Origin of the sequence: Nocardia vulneris (genome assembly GCF_001613425.1) — a bacterium.
In the GTDB taxonomy this organism is placed as follows: domain Bacteria; phylum Actinomycetota; class Actinomycetes; order Mycobacteriales; family Mycobacteriaceae; genus Nocardia; species Nocardia vulneris.
This window is the reverse complement of record NZ_BDCI01000029.1, coordinates 123,403-139,280: the sequence shown is the minus strand read 5'-3', so window position 1 is coordinate 139,280 and position 15,878 is coordinate 123,403. Positions and strand designations below refer to the sequence as shown.

Below are 15,878 nucleotides of genomic sequence, written 5' to 3'. Positions count from 1 at the left end.
AGGGCCTCCGATCGCGGCTTTCGCCGAGGGTCAGCGCAGCGTGCGGGTGAGTTCCACGGCCCCACCCTGTTTTTCGAGCCAGGCCAGGAAGGTGGCGAGTCCGGTCTCCCGGTCCACGACCGGTCGATAGCCGAAATCGCGTGCGGCGGCGCCTGTGTCGTAGGTCGCGCTGCGTGTCATCAACGCGACGGCGTAGCGCGACAGCGGGGGAGACCAGCGGGTCGCCACGGCCGGGATCCGCCAGATGGTCTCGATGACACCGACCACCGCGTTGATCACCTTGGGGTTGGGCTTGCGGCTCGGCGGTTCGTACCCCAGCCGGGTGGCCACCGCACCGAGAAACTCCCACACGTTGGTCTTTTCGGCGTCGGCGATGAAATAGGCCTTGCCGCCCACCGTCGCCGGGTTCGCCGCCGCTTTGACGCACGCGTCGACGATGTTGTCGACGTGGCACAGCGAGGCGTACACGTCGCGCCCGAACGAGATATCGGGCAGCTTGCCGGTGCCGGTGCGACCGAGCAGCCGCACGATCGGGCCGGACCGGTCGCCCGCGCCCCAGATCGCCCGCGGTCGCAGCGCACAGGTCCGCAAACCCGTGGTGTCCGCGGCCAATACGGCACGCTCGGCCGCGGCCTTGGTCTCGGAGTACAGGTTCAGGTAGCGCCGCGGGTACGGCACCGACTCGTCGATATCGAGTTGGTCGCCGCCGTCGTAATCCATCAGCGCGCTGGGGCTGGAGATGAACACGAAGCTCGACGCGCCATTGCGGCGCGCGGCGTCCAGCAGCAATTCGGTGGCCCGGACGTTCTCCTGCCAGAACTGCTCGCGGGTGCCCCGCTCGTCGACCCGGGCCGCGCTGTGGAACACGATGTCGACCCCGCTGGTGGCCTGCACCAGCGACGCGGCATCGGTCAGATCGCCGTAGACCAGCTCGACCTTGTCCACGTCGGGACCGAGATCGGCCAGATTGCTGGTGCGCCGCACCAGGATCGACACATCGTGCGCGCCGTCGCGGATCAGTCTGCGCACCAGCGCGCCGCCGAGGAAACCGGACGCGCCGGTGACCAGTACTTTGCTCATTGCGTTCGCCACCAAGTCATTCCGAAGATCTGCGTCAGTACGGCCGTTTCGAGCGGGGACCGGCCCGACCCCTCGGCCGCGCGCAGCGCGGGCCGGATCTGCGCCGCGTGCACCACGATGCTCAGGAACGCGTCGATCCACCACGCGGCGCGCAGCACTCGGTTCGCGGGCGCCCGGTCCGTCGCGGCCGCGACGAGCCCGCCCGCCAGGTAGACCCAGCCGAGCACCGGAATCGCCCGCAGTGCCGTCGTTTTCACGCTCATGCGCGCGCTCCCAGCTGCTCGCCCGCCCACTTTGCGAGCTGCTCGCGCCCGATCTTGGCGTTGTGCCGGATATCGACCGGGAAGCCGGGGTGGATCAGGAAATCGGCGATCGGCCGACTGAGGTCGAACTCGGCGCCGCGGGCCCGCAGCGCCGCCCCGACCGCGGCGCCCTCGGCATCGGGCTTCAGTTCGATGCACAGCACCGGCCGCTGCGCGCCCGGCGCGCCTACGCCGACCAGCGCCGTACGCGCCACGCCCGCAACGGTATTGAAGATCTGCTCCACCTGAACCGTGAACATCGGCCCGTCGGCGGTGACCACCCGCTGACTCTTGCGCCCGCAGAACCAGATGCGGCCCGCGTCGTCGATCCAGGCGAGATCGCCGGTGCGGTGCCAGATCCGGTCGCCGTCCACGATCTTGCCCTGCCGGTTCGCCGCGTCCGGCCAGTAGTAGTGCGTGCTGACATTGGGCCCGGCGACGACGAGTTCACCGATACCCCGCGACTGCGCGAGGTCACCGGCCAGTTCCTCGGCCCGGGCCCAGGTCGGGATCGCGTCATCGGTGATGGCGACGATCCTGGCGTCGATCCGGTCGGCCGGTCGCCCGATGCAGGTGCCCTCGCCACGGTGCGTCCGCTCGACCAGACCGTCGAACAGCTCGCGAGATTCGATGAGCGACATGGGCAGCGCCTCGGTGGACCCGTATCCGGCGAAGATCCGCACGTCCTCGGTCAACGCCGCGCGCAGGCCCGCGATGCACCAGTCCGGCACCGGCGCGCCACCGGAATAGATGCTGGCCAGCGTCTTCAGCTCGTTCGGCTGCTGCTCCAGATGGCGCAGCAGCGGAATCAGCAGCGCGGGCGAGGCGAACATCGTTCGCACGCCGAAGGTTTCGATGGCGTGCGCGACGTGCGCGGGATCGGTCGAGCCGACCTTGCTCGGGATCAACGGCGGTAGCACACAGCGGGATCCGAGCAGCAGGTCGAGAATGCCGACCAGCGGCAGGGTGATCAACGAGGTCTCCGGCGCGATCTCGCCGCGTGCGGTGTGCACCTGGTCGATCATCGAGGCCAGATTGCCGTGGGTCAGCTCCACCGCTTTGGCGGGTCCGGTACTGCCCGTGGTGAATCCGATGACGAGCACGTCGCCGGAATCGGCGGGCACCCGGTCGACCGCGCCGCCGGAAGGCGTGCTGCCCCACGCCGAGAGTTTCGCACCCCGCCAGAACCACCGCTTGCCCACCGTCACCGTGGTGCGCACCTTGCGGAAGCTGCGGCGGAACAGCACGCGCACGGCGTGCGCGGGCGGGATGCCGATGAACGCCTCCGCCTCGACCGCGCGCAGGCAGTGCACCATCTTGCGCAGGCCCATGCCCGGGTCGATCACCACCGGTACGGCGCCGATCTTCAACAGCGCGAACAGGATCGCGTACAGCTCCGGGCTGGGCAGCACCAGCACGATGGTGCGGGTGCCGGACCCGACGCCGGACGCGGTGAGCCGTTCGGCGATGGTTTCGGACCAGTCGTCGAGCTCGCGATAGCTGACATGGCGGTAGGCCGGCAGGCCCGCGGCATCCGTGCCGACCGGGTAGATGACGGCTTCGCGATCCGGCTCCGCGCGCGCGAACGCGCGGAACCGGTCGATCGCCTGCCAGTAGGTGGCCGAACTCACGCAGTCGCTCCGGCGAGCGCGGGCAACCGGTACAGCACCGCCGCGGCCGACGGGCCGGCGCCCGCGGCGACGAACAGCACGTGACCGAACTCGCGCAGCGTCTCGTCCAGCACGGCGCGGTGGTAGGCCTGCGGCAGCGCCGCGGTGTGCGGGTCGCCGTCGGTGAGGTCGGGGGTGCGGACCGCGTCCTCGTCGATGCCGAGCGCGTCCGCGAGCTGCAGCGGGAACTCGGCGGTCGGCGTCGAGGCGATCAGGGCGGTCCCCGACAGGTCGCCGTGGCCGGTTTCGTTGAGCGCGGCCAGCGCGGCCTCGACCGCCACGTTCAGCAGTCGCGCGGCGAAGTCCGGCTCCCGCTCGACCGTCATCAGGCCGCGACCGACGCTGCCCATCGTCGCGGTGTCGACGTAGGCCTCGACCGCGGGCGTGCCCTCGCCGTTCACCGTGTGCACCCGGCCGAAGCCTTCTTCGGGCTCGTCGGTGCGCTCCAGCAGCAGCGCGGCACCCGAAGCGGCATAAGGGAAGTCGTCGGTGGCGGCCTTGCGGGTCATCGACGGATGCGCGTCACCGGAGACGATCAGCACGTGCTCGGCGCTGCCGGTCTCCAGGATCGAGGTGGCCACGCCGACCGCGTTGAGCACGCCGGTCGCGCCGTTCATCAGGTCGAACGAGAAGGTCCGCGGATCGTCCTTGGCGTATTCGAGGCCGATGCCCGCCGCCTTCTGGATCAGCGCGGACACGGCCGGTTCCACCGTGTTGGAGTCCCGGAACACCCCGGCGTTGATCAGCACGCCGACCTGATCGGGCCGGACACCGGCCCGCTCCAGGCTCTGCTTCGCGGCGCGGCCGCTGTTCTCCACGCTGCTGTTGGTGTCGTCGGCGCGGCTGACGCCGGTGGATTTGATGCGAACGCCCATGGCTGACCTCAGACCTTCAGAGACGAGATGGTGGTGGACAGGAAGCCGGTCACGATGCCGGAGGCGGCCGGGATCATCAGCAGCTTCGAGCCCGCCGGAATGTTCTGCTCGCTGAGCTGGTCGTGCAGAACGATGAAATGTGAAGTGGTGGAGGTGTTTCCGTACTTCTCGATAACCCGCAGATCGGGCGGCATCGGGGTGCCGAACTCGCGCTCGCAGATGGCGTTCATCCACGGGATCGCGGCCGCGCCGAACTGGTGGTGGATGACGTAGTCGAACTTCTCGTCGGCGAAGGTGCGGCCCTGTGCTTCCAGATAGTTGATCTGGCTGTTGGTGCCCAAAAGGAAGCGGTCTTCGTTGTGCATTTTGCGGTTGTCGGTGTACAGCGCAACACCCTGGCTCTTGTCGCTCGGCATGCCGAGACACAGGTGCGAGTACTCCGAGGCGGTCATCAACTCGATGTAGTGGATCTTGTCGTCGTCGTCCACCGCCTGGTCGAGCACGACCGCCGCGCCCGAGTCGCCCACCGAGAGCGAGGCGAACTGCAGATCGTATTTCTCGGAAATCTCCGCGACCGCGGTGTCGGCGATCGGAGTAATGGCCTCCCCGCTGACCACCATGCCGTTGCGCACGGCCCCGGAGCGGATCATCCGATCGAGAATGTAGGTGCCGGTGAGCATTCCGGCGCACGCGTTGGAAACGTCGAAAGTAATGGCCTTCTTCGCTCCGATAAGGCGGCTTATCGACCCGGCGAACGAGGGCTCCATGTACATGCGGGTGGCGTGGTTGCTCCGCGTGATCGAGGTGGAGATGATCACGTCGAGTTCCGCGGCTTCGTATCGTGACCTGGACAGACAGTCCTGCGCCGCCTTCATCGCGATCGCGAACGAGTCCTCGTACGACTCCGGCCGGGTGTCGTGCACGCGGCGTTCCTGGACGCCGGTGATCTTCTCGAGATCGAAAGAGGGAGGTTCCTGCAGCCGGGCGAGCAGCTCCTGGGTGGTGACGACATTCGAAGGCAGATAGGCGCCGATGGATTCGAATCGAGAATGCGACACGCGCGCTCCTGAAATCGTGGAGAAAATAAGGTTCCGCGATCGTCTCTGATCTTCGGTGCGTCGGACACTACCCGACGGTAACAACAATCGCCTCGGCCCACATGTCCAGGCGCGCATGCGTTTTCAAGTATGTGTTCCGTGAGGTATCACCAACTGGTGACCGGCTGGCTATGGTGCGATGACAGTGCCGGGCGGGGGCCGCTTTCGGTACTCGCCAACGGGTTTGACGGCCACGCGCCGGGGTCGGACCGTGTGCCCCGGAGGGGCGATCCCAGCGCGCTGGCGAACTTCTGGCTAACTCATTTGGCGCTGCGCTTCGCGTGGTGGGGACTGGCGTGGGATGTGAGTGACTTCACTGCGAGTCACGCAGGGTACTCGGTCGGAAGCCGTCCCGGGTGCTGCTTGCCGTGTCATCAACTGTGTTGCGGCCGAAGGGAACCCGCGCGCAGTGGGTCGTGTGGTTCGAGCGGATACGTCGGATGAATTGGCGCCTAGGTCTCGGAGCCGGCCGAAGAGCGCACTCGGGCAACGTTTTCCAGCACTATCGCGGCGTGCTCGTCGAATCGTTCTCGGGAGACCGGGATCTCGCCGTCCAGCCAGGGCCGGTAGAGATAGGCCAGGGCGCCGAAGATGGCGCTGGCGTTGAGGGCGCTGTCGTGCTCGTCGGGTCCGGGGTCGGTGTAGTCGCCGGCGCCGATCGTCAAGGCGATCGGCGCCGTGAATAATCCGATGAGCTGGTTGGCGCGGGGCATGAGCACCGGGGTGGCCTGCGATTCGACGAACATGATCCGGCCGCGGCGGCGATCCTCGGTGAGGTAGTCGGTGAACACGGTGACCAGATGCCGGAACATGGCGGCGCGCTGGATCGGGGCCGAGGGTAACGCCGCGAGTAGTCGGTCCCGGGCGCCGAGCACCACGGTGTCGAGCACAGTGGTGAGCAATGCGTCGAGATTAGGGAAACTCTCGTAGAAATAGCGTTCGGTGAGCCCGGCCTGCCTGCATACTCCGCGCATCGAGGTTTCCGCCGCGCCGATCGTCGCCATCAGTTCGGTGCACGCCTCGATCAGTTGGTCGCGGCGCATGGCGACTCGAGCGGCGGGGGATCGGCCACGCCAGCGGCGCATCCCCGGGATCGCTCCGTCGTCTTCGGCGGCCATGGCGCCATCTTCTCACAGCTCGGATGTGGACATCGGGTGATGTTGACAGCAGTTGATGTCATCAATAGATTGCGAGAACGCTTGTGCTTCGCCGATCAGAGATGAGGATGCGAGATGGGCTCTACTGGCTACGTCGATCAGCCGCAGGTGCGTCGCACATGCGCCGTGACCTTCGAGTTCGGTACGGGCCCAGCCGCTTTCCGCTCCGGCGAGCCGACGATCGCGCCCCGCGTCGCGCAGCGGCGGCCGGTGCAGCCGACCGGGCAGCGTCCCGCGATGCTCGCCGAGACATTACCGCAGTCACTGCGCCGCAACGGTTTCGACGTTGTCGTCGACCGGATCGAGGCGGAGGCCGACGGCGTCGTCAGCCTGTGCCTACGCGACCCGGATGGCGGCGCTCTGCCCGCCTGGACGCCCGGGGCGCATATCGAGCTGTGTCTGCCGTCCGGTCGGCTGCGGCAGTATTCACTGACCAACGACCCGGCCGAGCGGGGGTACTACCGCATCGCGGTGCGCTACCTCGAGCACGGCGACGGCGGCTCGCGTGAGGTGCACGAGCGGCTGCGCGTCGGCGACCGGTTGCCGATCCGCGGGCCGCGCAACGCCTTTCCGCTGCTGGCTGCTGCGCGCTATCTGTTCGTCGCCGGTGGAATCGGGATCACGCCGATCCTGCCGATGGTCGGCGCCGCCGAGCGTGCCGGAACACCCTGGCGGCTCATGTATTTCGGCCGATCGCGGGCCAGGATGCCGTTTCTGTGCGAGCTGGCCCGGCTCACCGGCGGGGATGTGGTGGTGCGCCCCGACGACGAATTCGGCCTGCCCGATCCGCGCATGATCTTCGCGCAGACACCCACGGGGGCCGCGGTATACGTCTGCGGCCCGCCTGTGCTCGCCGAGGCCGGCCGGGAACTGCTGGCTCTGCACGACCCGACCGCCTCGGTGCACACCGAACGTTTCGCCCCGGCGCCGATGCGAGACAACGCATCCCAATGAACCTGTGAACTCGGCGATCAACGACGCTCGCCGGGTTCGCGGGGCTGAAACGTAAGCGTGCGCTCGGGTCAGTGCGGGAAGAGGCCCGGCAGATCCAGCGCATAGGCGAGATCGGCGCGGGTGCCGAGGGTGGTCAGCAGCACCCGGATCATGGTGAGTCGTGCTTCGGCGACGGTCGCCGGGTCGGGCTCCGCGCCGGGTGCGGTGCCGGAGGAGATCCGGTAGACGACGTACTCGCAGACGTGCAGGGCCGCGTCGAGGTCGAGCGGGCTCGGGACCGGCCGGCCCAGCTCGGTGAACGTCGCGCGGACCAGGTCGCGGATATCGTCGAGTGCGCGCTCCCGGTAAGCCGACACCGGCGAGGCCGGGTCGTGCAGTTCGGCGAACAGCGGCCGCAGCATCGCGCCGTGCCCGCCGGCCCAGGCCAGATAGGCGTCGATCAGCCGGATGCCGAGCTCGACGGGTTCGTCGGTGCCGGTGAGGGCTTCGGCGATGCCGTCGACCAGCCCGGCGTTCGAGGTCTCCAGCAGGACGTGCAGCGGCTCGGTCGCGTTGCCGAAGTAGCGGTAGAAGGTCGGCCTGGCCAGCCCGGCCTGTTCGATGATCTGCGCGACGCTCAGTCCGCGAGAACCGTTGCGGGTGAACACCTCCGCGGTGGCCAGCACGATTCTGGCCCGGACCTCCTCGGCCTGCTCCGGGGTCTGCGGCGGGCGGCCCCGCCGCGTGGTCGCCTCGGTCACGACGCGGCGCCACCCCCATGGTGCTGCCTCACAGTCGGCAGCCTGCCATGTCTGTGTTCCATGACGAACAGCTTGACACGAAGCGCGGCACGTCCATTAATCTAACACTAGTGTTCAGTTAATGGCACACCGATCGAGAGGGCCGACGATGACCACCGCCTCCCCGCTGGCTGCCGCCGACGCCCTGCCGTCGGCGCTGATCCAGCCCCTGCTCGCGCGTGCCGTCGCGGGCGGCGCGCCGGCCGTCGAGGTGTTCGCGCCCGCCACCGGACGCAAGATCGCCGATCTGCCCCAGTCCTCGGTCGCCGATATCGACCGCGCCTTCGCGACCGCGCGGGCGGTGCAGCAGGAGTGAGCGCGCCGCCCGATCCGGGAGCGGGCCGCCGTGCTGCGCCGTTTCCACGACATCGTGCTGGCCGAGCAGGACGTCGTGCTCGACATCGTGCAGACCGAGACCGGCAAGTCCCGGGCGCACGCCTTCGACGAGGTCGGCGATGTCGCGGTCAACGCCAGGTACTACGCGCAGGTCGCCCCGAAACTGCTCGCCACCCGCAAGCCACGCGGTGTGCTGCCGGTGCTGACCCGGGTCGACGTCCGGCACCGTCCGAAGGGCGTGGTCGCGGTCATCTCACCATGGAACTACCCGCTCGCCCTGGCCGTCTCCGACGCGCTGCCCGCCTTGGTCGCGGGCAACGCGGTGGTGGCGCGACCCGACAACCAGACCGCGCTCATCGCGCTGTGGGCGATCGACGCCGCCGAACGGGCCGGGCTGCCGAAAGGGTTGTGGCAGGCGGTACTCGGCCGCGGTTCGGTGATCGGCGGCGAGGTGATCGGCCGCGCCGACTATGTCGACTACACCGGTTCCAGCGCCACGGGCCGCACCATCGCGCGGCAGGCGGGCGAGCGGCTCATCGGCTACTCGCTCGAACTCGGCGGGAAGAACCCGCTGGTGGTGCTGGCTGATGCCGACGTGACGCGAGCCGCCAAGATCGCCATCCGCGCCTGCTTCGCCTCGGCCGGGCAGCTCTGCGAATCGATGGAGCGAATCTATGTGCACGAGAAGGTCTATGACCAGTTCGTCCGCGAATTCGTCGGGCACGTCGAGGAAATCACGCTCGGCGCGGACCTGAATTTCGACAGCGACATGGGCTCGCTCACCTTCCCGCGCCAATTGGACACGGTGCGAACGCATGTCGAGGACGCGGTGGCCAAGGGTGCGACGGTGCTCGCGGGCGGGCGGGCGCGTCCCGATCTGGGGCCGTACTTCTACGAGCCGACTGTGCTGAGCGGGGTGCGCCCCGGCATGACCGTGTACCGCGAGGAAACCTTCGGCCCGGTCGTCTCGATCTACCGGGTCGCCAGTGACGACGAGGCGGTCGAACAGGCCAACGACACCGCCTACGGCCTCAACGCCAGCGTGTGGACGAAAGACACCGAGCGGGGCCGCGCGGTCGCGGCGCGGATCAACGCCGGATCGGTGAACGTCAACGAGGGCTTCATCGCGGCCTGGGGCAGCGCCGACGCGCCGTCGGGCGGACTCGGCATCTCCGGCACCGGCCGCCGGCACGGCCCCGAGGGCCTGCTGAAATACATCGACACCCAGACCATCGCGGTGCAGCGGGTACTGCCGATCGCGCCGTTGCCCGGCATGTCCGAACAGCTGTGGGCCAAGACCATGACGCTCTACTTCGGCGTCATGAAAACACTGCGCCAGAAATGACTTCCGGCGATATCGAGCAAAGACAGGGGACGGATGAAACTCGACACGGTTGCGGGTAAGAAGGTGCTCGTCACGGGTGCCGCCATGGGCCTGGGCAAGCTGTTCGCCGAACGCGCGGTGCGCGAGGGCGCGGCCGCCGTAGTGCTGTGGGACATCAACGAGGTGGCGCTGAAGGAGACCGCCGCCGAGCTGACCGCGCAGGGCGGCGACATCCACCACTTCGTGGTCGACGTGTCGGCGCCGCAGGCCATCGCCGAGGCGGCGGAGTCGGTGCGCGCCGAGGTCGGCGGTATCGACATCCTGGTCAACAACGCGGGCATCGTGCGCGGCAACAGTTACTTCTGGGACACCGAGAACCGGGCCGACATCGCGCAGACGATGGCCATCAACGCGCACGCCCCCATGTACATCACGCTGGAATTCCTGCCCGCCATGGTGGCCGGCTCGACCGAGGCACGCGTGCTGACCATCGCGTCGTCGGCGGGCCTGGTGTCCAACCCGCGGATGAGTGTCTACGCGGCGTCCAAGTGGGCGGCGCTCGGCTGGTCCGATTCGGTGCGGATCGAACTCGAGCAGGCAGGTCACCAGCACGTCAAGGTGACCACCGTTTGCCCGACCTACATCAACACCGGCATGTTCGACGGCGCGAAGGGCTTCCTGTTCACGCCGATCCTGGAGCAGGACGAGGTGGTCGACACCTCGTGGCGGGAGATGAAGAACGGGACGCCGCTGGTGATCCTGCCCTGGACCTCGCGGCTCAACAAGGCGATCTCCGGCCTGCTCCCGATCAAGCTGCGCGATCTGTTCCTCAACTCGGTCGGCGTCTACCACTCGATGGACGAGTTCACCGGCCGCAAGAAGTAGCGCCTCAGCCGGTCGGCCTGGTGCCGATCACGACGGTGGCGTACTGCTCCTCGGAGGCGGCGACGCGGCCGGCGAGACCGTGCTCGGCCAGCACCGCGAGCGCGGATTCTGCCTGTGCCGCACCGGCTTCCACCAGCAGGTGGCCGCCGGGGGCCAGCCAGGACCGCGCGCCCGCGGCGACCCGGCGGAAGATGTCGAGACCGTCGGGGCCGCCGTCCAGGGCGGCGCGCGGTTCGTGGTCCCTGGCCTCCGGGGGCATCCGCGCGATCATGTCGGACGGAACGTACGGGGTGTTGGCCAGCAGGATATCGATGCAGCCGAGCAGTTCCTCGGGGAGCGGATCGAAGAGATCGCCCTGATAGACCGGGGCGCCGAGCGCGGTCAGGTTGCGACGCGCGCAGTCCACCGCGACCGGATCGATATCGGCGGCGGCCAGCGTCGCGGGCCGCCGCTCGGCCGCCAGGGTCGTGGCCAGAGCCAAGCCCAAAGCGCCTGAGCCGCAACATAAATCGACCACTACCTGATGTCGGGTGCGGGTGCGGGCCAGCGCGGCCGCTTGCTCGACCAGGAACGCGGTGCGCTGCCGGGGTACGAAGACGCCCGGTGCGACCACGACGCGCAAGCCGTGGAACTCGGCCCAGCCGAGCAGATGCTCCAGCGGCGTGCCCGCGACGCGCCGGGCCACCAGGTCGTCCAGTTCGGCGCCGGTCTCGGCCGCGGCGGCGGTGAGCAGGCGGGCCTCGTCCTCGGCGAAAACGCACCCCGCCGCCCGCAGCGTCGCGACCACCTCGGTTCTACCTGCCATCACCCGGCCATCCTGCCGTGCCCGGATCAGGTCTGGCCAGCGGTTATCCGGTGACCTCGCGCACGAACCACGACCCCCGCGCCCCTATTGCCGTCCCGCGCGCGTGTCGGTCGACGGAAACGCGCGCGGGAGAACAGGAGGTGCGCGGCAGGGCGGGACGTGCGCGGCGGGGCCGAGATGTGCGCGGGAGAACAGGATGTGCGCGGCAGGAGACGGGGCGTGCGGGGTCAGCCGCTGGGTGGCGTCAGCGGGCGGTGTCCAGTTGGAAGGTGCGGGTGGCGTCGAGGTAGATGCCGCGCTGGGATTGGCGCGAGGGCGGGGGCAACTGCGAGACCAGTTGATCCAGCGACGTGGTCGCGCCGACCACCCGGGTGCCCGCGACGATGAAATCGGCGACCGCACGCCGGATGTGGTTGGGGGAGGTGACCACCACCGCGCTGGTCGCGCCGACATCGCGCAACATCTTGGTGGCGAACAACGCGTTCTGCACGGTCGAACCGGCGCGGTTCTCCACGTGGATGCGGGTCGGCGGTACGCCGTGCCCGATCAGCCAACCGGCCATGGCGTCGGCCTCGGCGATTCCGTTCTGCGGGTTGCCGCCGGTCACCACGATCGGCGACAGCGGCGCCGCGATCGACTGCAACCAGGCCGCGATCAGGCGGTTCACCAGTTCGGGGCGCAGCGCGCCGTCCGGCAGCAGCCCGTAGCCGAGCACGACGATGCCGGTCTCCGGGCCGATCAGCGCGGGCATCGGGTTGGGCAGCGTGCCGACCGCCGCGCCGATGGCGCCGAGCACGTTGTTGGTACCCGCCGCCAATTGCGGATCGAGGAGGTTCAACCGCGCCATGGCGTCGGCGAGCGCGGGCAGGTCGTTCGCGTAGTGCGACCAGATCGCTTGCAGGGCAAGGGCTTCGGCGTCGTTGGGGTCCGCGCCGATCAGGTTGCGCAGGTCGGCGCGGCCGGCGACGTCGTCGCCGTCGGTGAAATTGCGCTGGGCGGAGTTGTAGAGGGCGTCCGTCTCCGGTCCGGCCGCGGCCGGAACCGCGGACAGCGCGGTCAGGGTGAGCGCCGCGAGCACCGTCGCGGCGAGATGTGTCCAGTGCCTCGAGATCTTCACTACAGTCGACACCTTTCCGCGAATCAGACCGGGTTGGGCACGTGCTGGCAGTTAGCCGGGGGCAAGCAGTGCCCACCATACGGTGGGTTGATCTGGAAATCACGTATTAACCGGGGGGATTCTGAGTTTTATTTTTGGGCACGGGGACAAACCGGGCGGCGTCGGCGGGCGAGTTGCCGCAGATGTCCGATGCGCCCTCGGCGCGGGCCCGGAGCCGTTGGGCGGTGCCGCCGCGCCCGCCCGATAAGGTGTCACAACGTGGATACCGTTTCGCTGACCGGCAAGGAACTCGCCGCCGCCCTCAATGCCGACACCAAGCAGCGCGCCGCGGCGCACGCCGAGTCCGGTGCCGCACCGCGCGTGGCGCTGATCGTGGCGAACGACGACCCGGCCAGCGCCTGGTACGTCAACTCGCTGCGCAAGGCCGCCGAACGGCTCGGAATCGCTTGCGACACCGTCGATCTCGGCGCCGATGCGAGCGCGGAGACGATCCGCGCGGAACTCGCGGCGCGCAGCGCGGATCCCGCGACCGACGGCATCATGCTGCAGACGCCGCTGCCCGCGGGCATCACGCTGGAGGAGGTGAGCTCCGCGATCGCCGCGCCGAAGGACGTCGACGGGGTGAGCCCGCTCTCGCTCGGTCTGCTCGCCTCCGGGCTCGAGGGTTTCGTCGCCGCGACCTCCGAGTCGGTCGTCGAGCTGCTGAAGCACCATCAGGTCCCGCTCGCCGGGAAGCATGTGGCCGTCGTCGGGCGCTCCAATATCGTCGGCAAGCCGCTGGCCCAGCTGCTGCTCGCGGAGAACGCCACGGTCACCGTCTGTCATTCGAAGACCACCGACCTGCCCGCCGTCACCTCGGCCGCCGATATCGTCGTCGCCGCCGCCGGCCGGATCGGCCTGGTCACCGGCAAGCACATCCGCGAGGGCGCGGTGGTGGTCGACGTCGGCACCAACGAGGCCGCCGACGGCAGCATCGTCGGCGATGTCGACGCGGAGTCGGTGCGCGGCAAGGCCGCCGCCCTCACCCCGGTCCCCGGCGGCATCGGTCCGGTGACGACCGCCCTGCTGATGCGCCACGTCGTCGTCGCGGCGGAGCACGCCCGCCGCTGACCTTTCCGAGGCACAGTTTCCTCGCCACTTCCGACGGCCGGACCCGGCCCGCAAGGCTCCGGGTCCGGCCGTCGGCGTATTTCCGCCATCTGAGCGAGGCTGTCGTGAAACTCTTGTGCGTCAGGTCACAGCTTGAGTAGCATGCTACTCATCAAGTGAGACATGCTACTTAAGCAAGTGGCATGCCATCACAGCTTGGCTCTGTGCTGTGGAGGAAAGAAAATGGATGCGCTGCAGGCGAATACGATCCGGAAGATCACCCGCCGGATCGTGCCGCTGCTGGTGATCGGCTACATCGTGAGCTACATCGATCGGATCAATGTCAGCTTCGCGAAGTTCGGTATGGAGGAGACGTTCGGGATGAGCGCGACCCAGTACGGGTTCGTCGCGGGCATCTTCTTCGTCGGCTACGTGCTCGCCGAGGTGCCGAGCAACATCATCATGACCAAGGTCGGCGCGCGGATCTGGCTCAGCCGGATCCTGGTGACCTGGGGCATCATCGCGACCCTGACCGCCTTCGCGGTCAACGTGGAGATGGTCTACCTGCTTCGCTTCCTGCTCGGCGTGGCCGAGGCGGGCTTCTTTCCCGGCATCATCGTGTATCTCACCCGCTGGTACCCGAATGCCGAACGCACCAAAGTGATTTCGACCGTCATGGTGGCGATCCCGGTGGCCAGCGTGCTCGGCAGCCCGCTCAACGGCTGGATTCTCGACACCTTCGACGGCGCACTGGGCTTGGACGGCTGGCGCTGGGTGTTCATCGTCGGCGGCATTCCGGCGGTCCTGCTCGGCGTGGTGTTCTTCTTCGGACTCACCGAGACGCCCGCGCAGGCGAAATGGCTCAGCGACGCCGAACGGGCTTGGCTCACCGAGACATTGGCGGCCGAGAACGCCGAACGCGCGCAGACCGCCCCCGCCGGGCATCTCGCCGCACTGCGGAACAAGCGCGTCCTCGCGCTGTGCCTGGCCTACTTCCTGCTGCTGTGCGGTGCGTACCCGCTGGCGTACTGGATGCCGACGGTGGTCAAGGAGGTCGGGCACGGCCTGAGCAGCACGCAGATCGGCTGGCTGTCGGCGGTACCGTTCCTGCTCGCCGCGATCGGAATGTATGTGACCGGACGGTTGGTGCGCGACGAACGTTCCTCGAAACCGGTGCTGGTCGCCCTGGCGATCTCGGTGGTCGCCTTCACCGTGACGGCGTTCGCCCTCGGCTCGCCGCTGCTGGCGTTCACCGCGATCACCGTCGCCACCATGGCGGCGCAGACGGCGAAGCCGCTGTTCTGGGCGGTGCCGACGGCGTATCTGGCCGGGGTCGGCGCGGCCAGCGGTATCGCGCTGATCAATTCGCTCGGCAACGCGGCCGGCTTCGTCAGTCCGTACGCGTTCGGCTGGATCAAGGACGCGTCCGGCGGGCACACCAGTTTCGCGATCGCGGTGATGATCCTGGCCAACGTGGGCGCGCTGGGCGTGGTCGGCGCGATCGCGGTGCGGTCGAAGGCCCGTCGCGCCTCGAAGGTGCCGAGCGCCTGAGCGACTATGCTGGTGAATCGCCCGGGGCCGCTGTGCCACGGGCGTTTTCCCGTTGCGTCGGTCCATTGAAGAGGTGCCTTGTCGGAGGATGCGGTAGAGAGCAAGTCCGAGCAGATCGCGGCCGAGATCCGGGACGCGATCCGGCAGGGGCGGCTCGAGCGTGGCGTGCTCTATTCGTCGCGGGAACTGGGCGAACGGTTCGGGGCCTCGCGGACGCCGGTGCGTGAGGCGCTGTTGAAACTGGCCGATCTGGGCCTGGTCAAGATCGAACGCAATCGGGGCGCACGGGTGCTCGGCCAGGACGGGCGCGGCATCGTCGACCTGTGCAGCCTGCGCGTGCTGCTCGAGCCGCCGGCCTGCCGCAGCGCCGCGGCGGTGATGACCAGCCGCGACGACGAGGCGATGCTGGCCGAATACCGGATCATGGAGCGCACCGCCGACGGCGGCGCCGAATACTTCGCCGCCGACGAACGCCTGCACGAACTGATCCTGGAGGCCGGCGGCAATCGCCGGCTGGCCAAGTTCGTCGCCGAGCTGCGCCAGACTCTCGCCCTGGACGGCAGGCACAGCGTGCCGCGGTACCAGACCGTGGACACGGCTCTGAAGGACCACTGGGACATCATCGACGCCCTGCGCAAACGCGACGGCGTCGCGGCCGAACGCGCGATGCGCAAGCATCTGGTCCGCTCCGGTGACCTGCTCGTCGCGCACAGCAGCGCCGACAATCGCGGCCTGGTCGCCGAATGGCGTCGCTGGGTCTCGGTCTCGGTCCCCGAAGGCGAGCAAGTCACCTACTGACCGACCCCTCGCCATGCCGTGGCTGACCTCTAATTGAGAGTTGCATGCTACTCATTGAG

Annotated in this window: 14 protein-coding genes and 1 pseudogene; 6 read left to right on the top strand and 9 right to left on the bottom strand. The window is 68.6% G+C overall.

Going from position 1 to position 15,878, the window contains the following annotated elements; all coding sequences use genetic code 11:
* Window positions 1-30 precede the first annotated feature (30 nt).
* The 6 genes from NVU01S_RS28140 to NVU01S_RS28115 form a co-directional block, all read right to left on the bottom strand.
* Entirely contained in the window at window positions 31-1,080 is a 1,050-nt protein-coding gene (locus tag NVU01S_RS28140; RefSeq protein ID WP_052280509.1) for an NAD-dependent epimerase/dehydratase family protein, read from the bottom strand.
* The gene (locus NVU01S_RS28135; protein ID WP_043669175.1) at window positions 1,077-1,343 is read right to left on the bottom strand and encodes a hypothetical protein; all 267 of its coding nucleotides are present in this window, start codon (window positions 1,341-1,343) and stop codon (window positions 1,077-1,079) included. The genes NVU01S_RS28140 and NVU01S_RS28135 overlap by 4 nt, the downstream gene beginning before the upstream one ends.
* Window positions 1,340-3,013, bottom strand: coding sequence for a fatty acid CoA ligase family protein (locus tag NVU01S_RS28130; protein WP_052280508.1), 1,674 nt, complete (start codon window positions 3,011-3,013; stop codon window positions 1,340-1,342). Before NVU01S_RS28130 ends, NVU01S_RS28135 begins: the two co-directional genes overlap by 4 nt.
* Window positions 3,010-3,927, bottom strand: a complete 918-nt coding sequence (locus NVU01S_RS28125; protein WP_043669172.1) for a beta-ketoacyl-[acyl-carrier-protein] synthase family protein — start codon at window positions 3,925-3,927, stop codon at window positions 3,010-3,012. The genes NVU01S_RS28130 and NVU01S_RS28125 overlap by 4 nt, the downstream gene beginning before the upstream one ends.
* An 8-nt stretch (window positions 3,928-3,935) precedes the next feature.
* On the bottom strand, window positions 3,936-4,985 hold the full coding sequence (locus NVU01S_RS28120; protein ID WP_043669169.1) for a 3-oxoacyl-ACP synthase III family protein: 1,050 nt from the start codon (window positions 4,983-4,985) through the stop codon (window positions 3,936-3,938).
* 491 nt (window positions 4,986-5,476) lie between these two features.
* Window positions 5,477-6,142: a TetR/AcrR family transcriptional regulator gene (locus NVU01S_RS28115; RefSeq protein WP_052280507.1), complete on the bottom strand. Its 666-nt coding sequence runs from the start codon at window positions 6,140-6,142 to the stop codon at window positions 5,477-5,479.
* A gap of 114 nt (window positions 6,143-6,256) precedes the next feature.
* On the opposite strand from NVU01S_RS28115, the gene NVU01S_RS28110 reads away from it, so the two are divergent.
* A complete protein-coding gene (locus tag NVU01S_RS28110; protein ID WP_156161542.1) occupies window positions 6,257-7,135 on the top strand; it encodes a ferredoxin reductase in 879 nt (292 codons plus the stop codon).
* Window positions 7,136-7,203: 68 nt separating this feature from the next.
* Here NVU01S_RS28110 and NVU01S_RS28105 read toward each other — a convergent pair whose 3' ends face one another.
* A complete protein-coding gene (locus NVU01S_RS28105) occupies window positions 7,204-7,875 on the bottom strand; it encodes a TetR/AcrR family transcriptional regulator (protein WP_043669167.1) in 672 nt (223 codons plus the stop codon).
* 148 nt (window positions 7,876-8,023) lie between these two features.
* Here NVU01S_RS28105 and NVU01S_RS28100 point away from each other — a divergent pair.
* Both NVU01S_RS28100 and NVU01S_RS28095 read left to right on the top strand, forming a co-directional pair.
* Window positions 8,024-9,595, top strand: a pseudogene (locus tag NVU01S_RS28100) (succinic semialdehyde dehydrogenase).
* 33 nt (window positions 9,596-9,628) lie between these two features.
* Window positions 9,629-10,459 (top strand): SDR family NAD(P)-dependent oxidoreductase, encoded by an 831-nt coding sequence (locus tag NVU01S_RS28095; RefSeq protein WP_043669164.1) that lies wholly within the window; start codon window positions 9,629-9,631, stop codon window positions 10,457-10,459.
* 4 nt (window positions 10,460-10,463) lie between these two features.
* On the opposite strand, the gene NVU01S_RS28090 is transcribed toward NVU01S_RS28095, so the two are convergent.
* Both NVU01S_RS28090 and NVU01S_RS28085 read right to left on the bottom strand, forming a co-directional pair.
* Entirely contained in the window at window positions 10,464-11,264 is an 801-nt protein-coding gene (locus NVU01S_RS28090) for a putative protein N(5)-glutamine methyltransferase (protein WP_043669161.1), read from the bottom strand.
* Window positions 11,265-11,508: 244 nt separating this feature from the next.
* Complete coding sequence (locus tag NVU01S_RS28085) at window positions 11,509-12,381, bottom strand: YdcF family protein (protein WP_043669158.1); 873 nt, start codon at window positions 12,379-12,381, stop codon at window positions 11,509-11,511.
* Window positions 12,382-12,639: 258 nt separating this feature from the next.
* On the opposite strand from NVU01S_RS28085, the gene NVU01S_RS28080 reads away from it, so the two are divergent.
* The 3 genes from NVU01S_RS28080 to NVU01S_RS28070 all read left to right on the top strand — a co-directional run bounded on the left by NVU01S_RS28080 (window position 12,640) and on the right by NVU01S_RS28070 (window position 15,819).
* Window positions 12,640-13,491, top strand: coding sequence for a bifunctional 5,10-methylenetetrahydrofolate dehydrogenase/5,10-methenyltetrahydrofolate cyclohydrolase (locus tag NVU01S_RS28080; RefSeq protein WP_043669155.1), 852 nt, complete (start codon window positions 12,640-12,642; stop codon window positions 13,489-13,491).
* A gap of 222 nt (window positions 13,492-13,713) precedes the next feature.
* Entirely contained in the window at window positions 13,714-15,021 is a 1,308-nt protein-coding gene (locus NVU01S_RS28075; protein ID WP_043669153.1) for an MFS transporter, read from the top strand.
* 78 nt (window positions 15,022-15,099) lie between these two features.
* Window positions 15,100-15,819 carry a GntR family transcriptional regulator gene (locus NVU01S_RS28070; RefSeq protein ID WP_043669151.1) on the top strand — a complete coding sequence of 240 codons (720 nt, stop codon included), beginning with the start codon at window positions 15,100-15,102 and terminating at the stop codon, window positions 15,817-15,819.
* The last annotated feature ends 59 nt before the right edge of the window (window positions 15,820-15,878 follow it).

Excerpts from the sequence above, each read along its gene's own strand:
- NVU01S_RS28140 (WP_052280509.1), bottom strand. The coding sequence starts at position 1,080 with ATGAGCAAAGTACTGGTCACCGGCGCGTCCGGTTTCCTCGGCGGCGCG.
- NVU01S_RS28135 (WP_043669175.1), bottom strand. The coding sequence starts at position 1,343 with ATGAGCGTGAAAACGACGGCACTGCGGGCGATTCCGGTGCTCGGCTGG.
- NVU01S_RS28125 (WP_043669172.1), bottom strand. The coding sequence starts at position 3,927 with ATGGGCGTTCGCATCAAATCCACCGGCGTCAGCCGCGCCGACGACACC.
- NVU01S_RS28115 (WP_052280507.1), bottom strand. The coding sequence starts at position 6,142 with ATGGCCGCCGAAGACGACGGAGCGATCCCGGGGATGCGCCGCTGGCGT.
- NVU01S_RS28110 (WP_156161542.1), top strand. The coding sequence starts at position 6,257 with ATGGGCTCTACTGGCTACGTCGATCAGCCGCAGGTGCGTCGCACATGC.
- NVU01S_RS28095 (WP_043669164.1), top strand. The coding sequence starts at position 9,629 with ATGAAACTCGACACGGTTGCGGGTAAGAAGGTGCTCGTCACGGGTGCC.
- NVU01S_RS28090 (WP_043669161.1), bottom strand. The coding sequence starts at position 11,264 with ATGGCAGGTAGAACCGAGGTGGTCGCGACGCTGCGGGCGGCGGGGTGC.
- NVU01S_RS28075 (WP_043669153.1), top strand. The coding sequence starts at position 13,714 with ATGGATGCGCTGCAGGCGAATACGATCCGGAAGATCACCCGCCGGATC.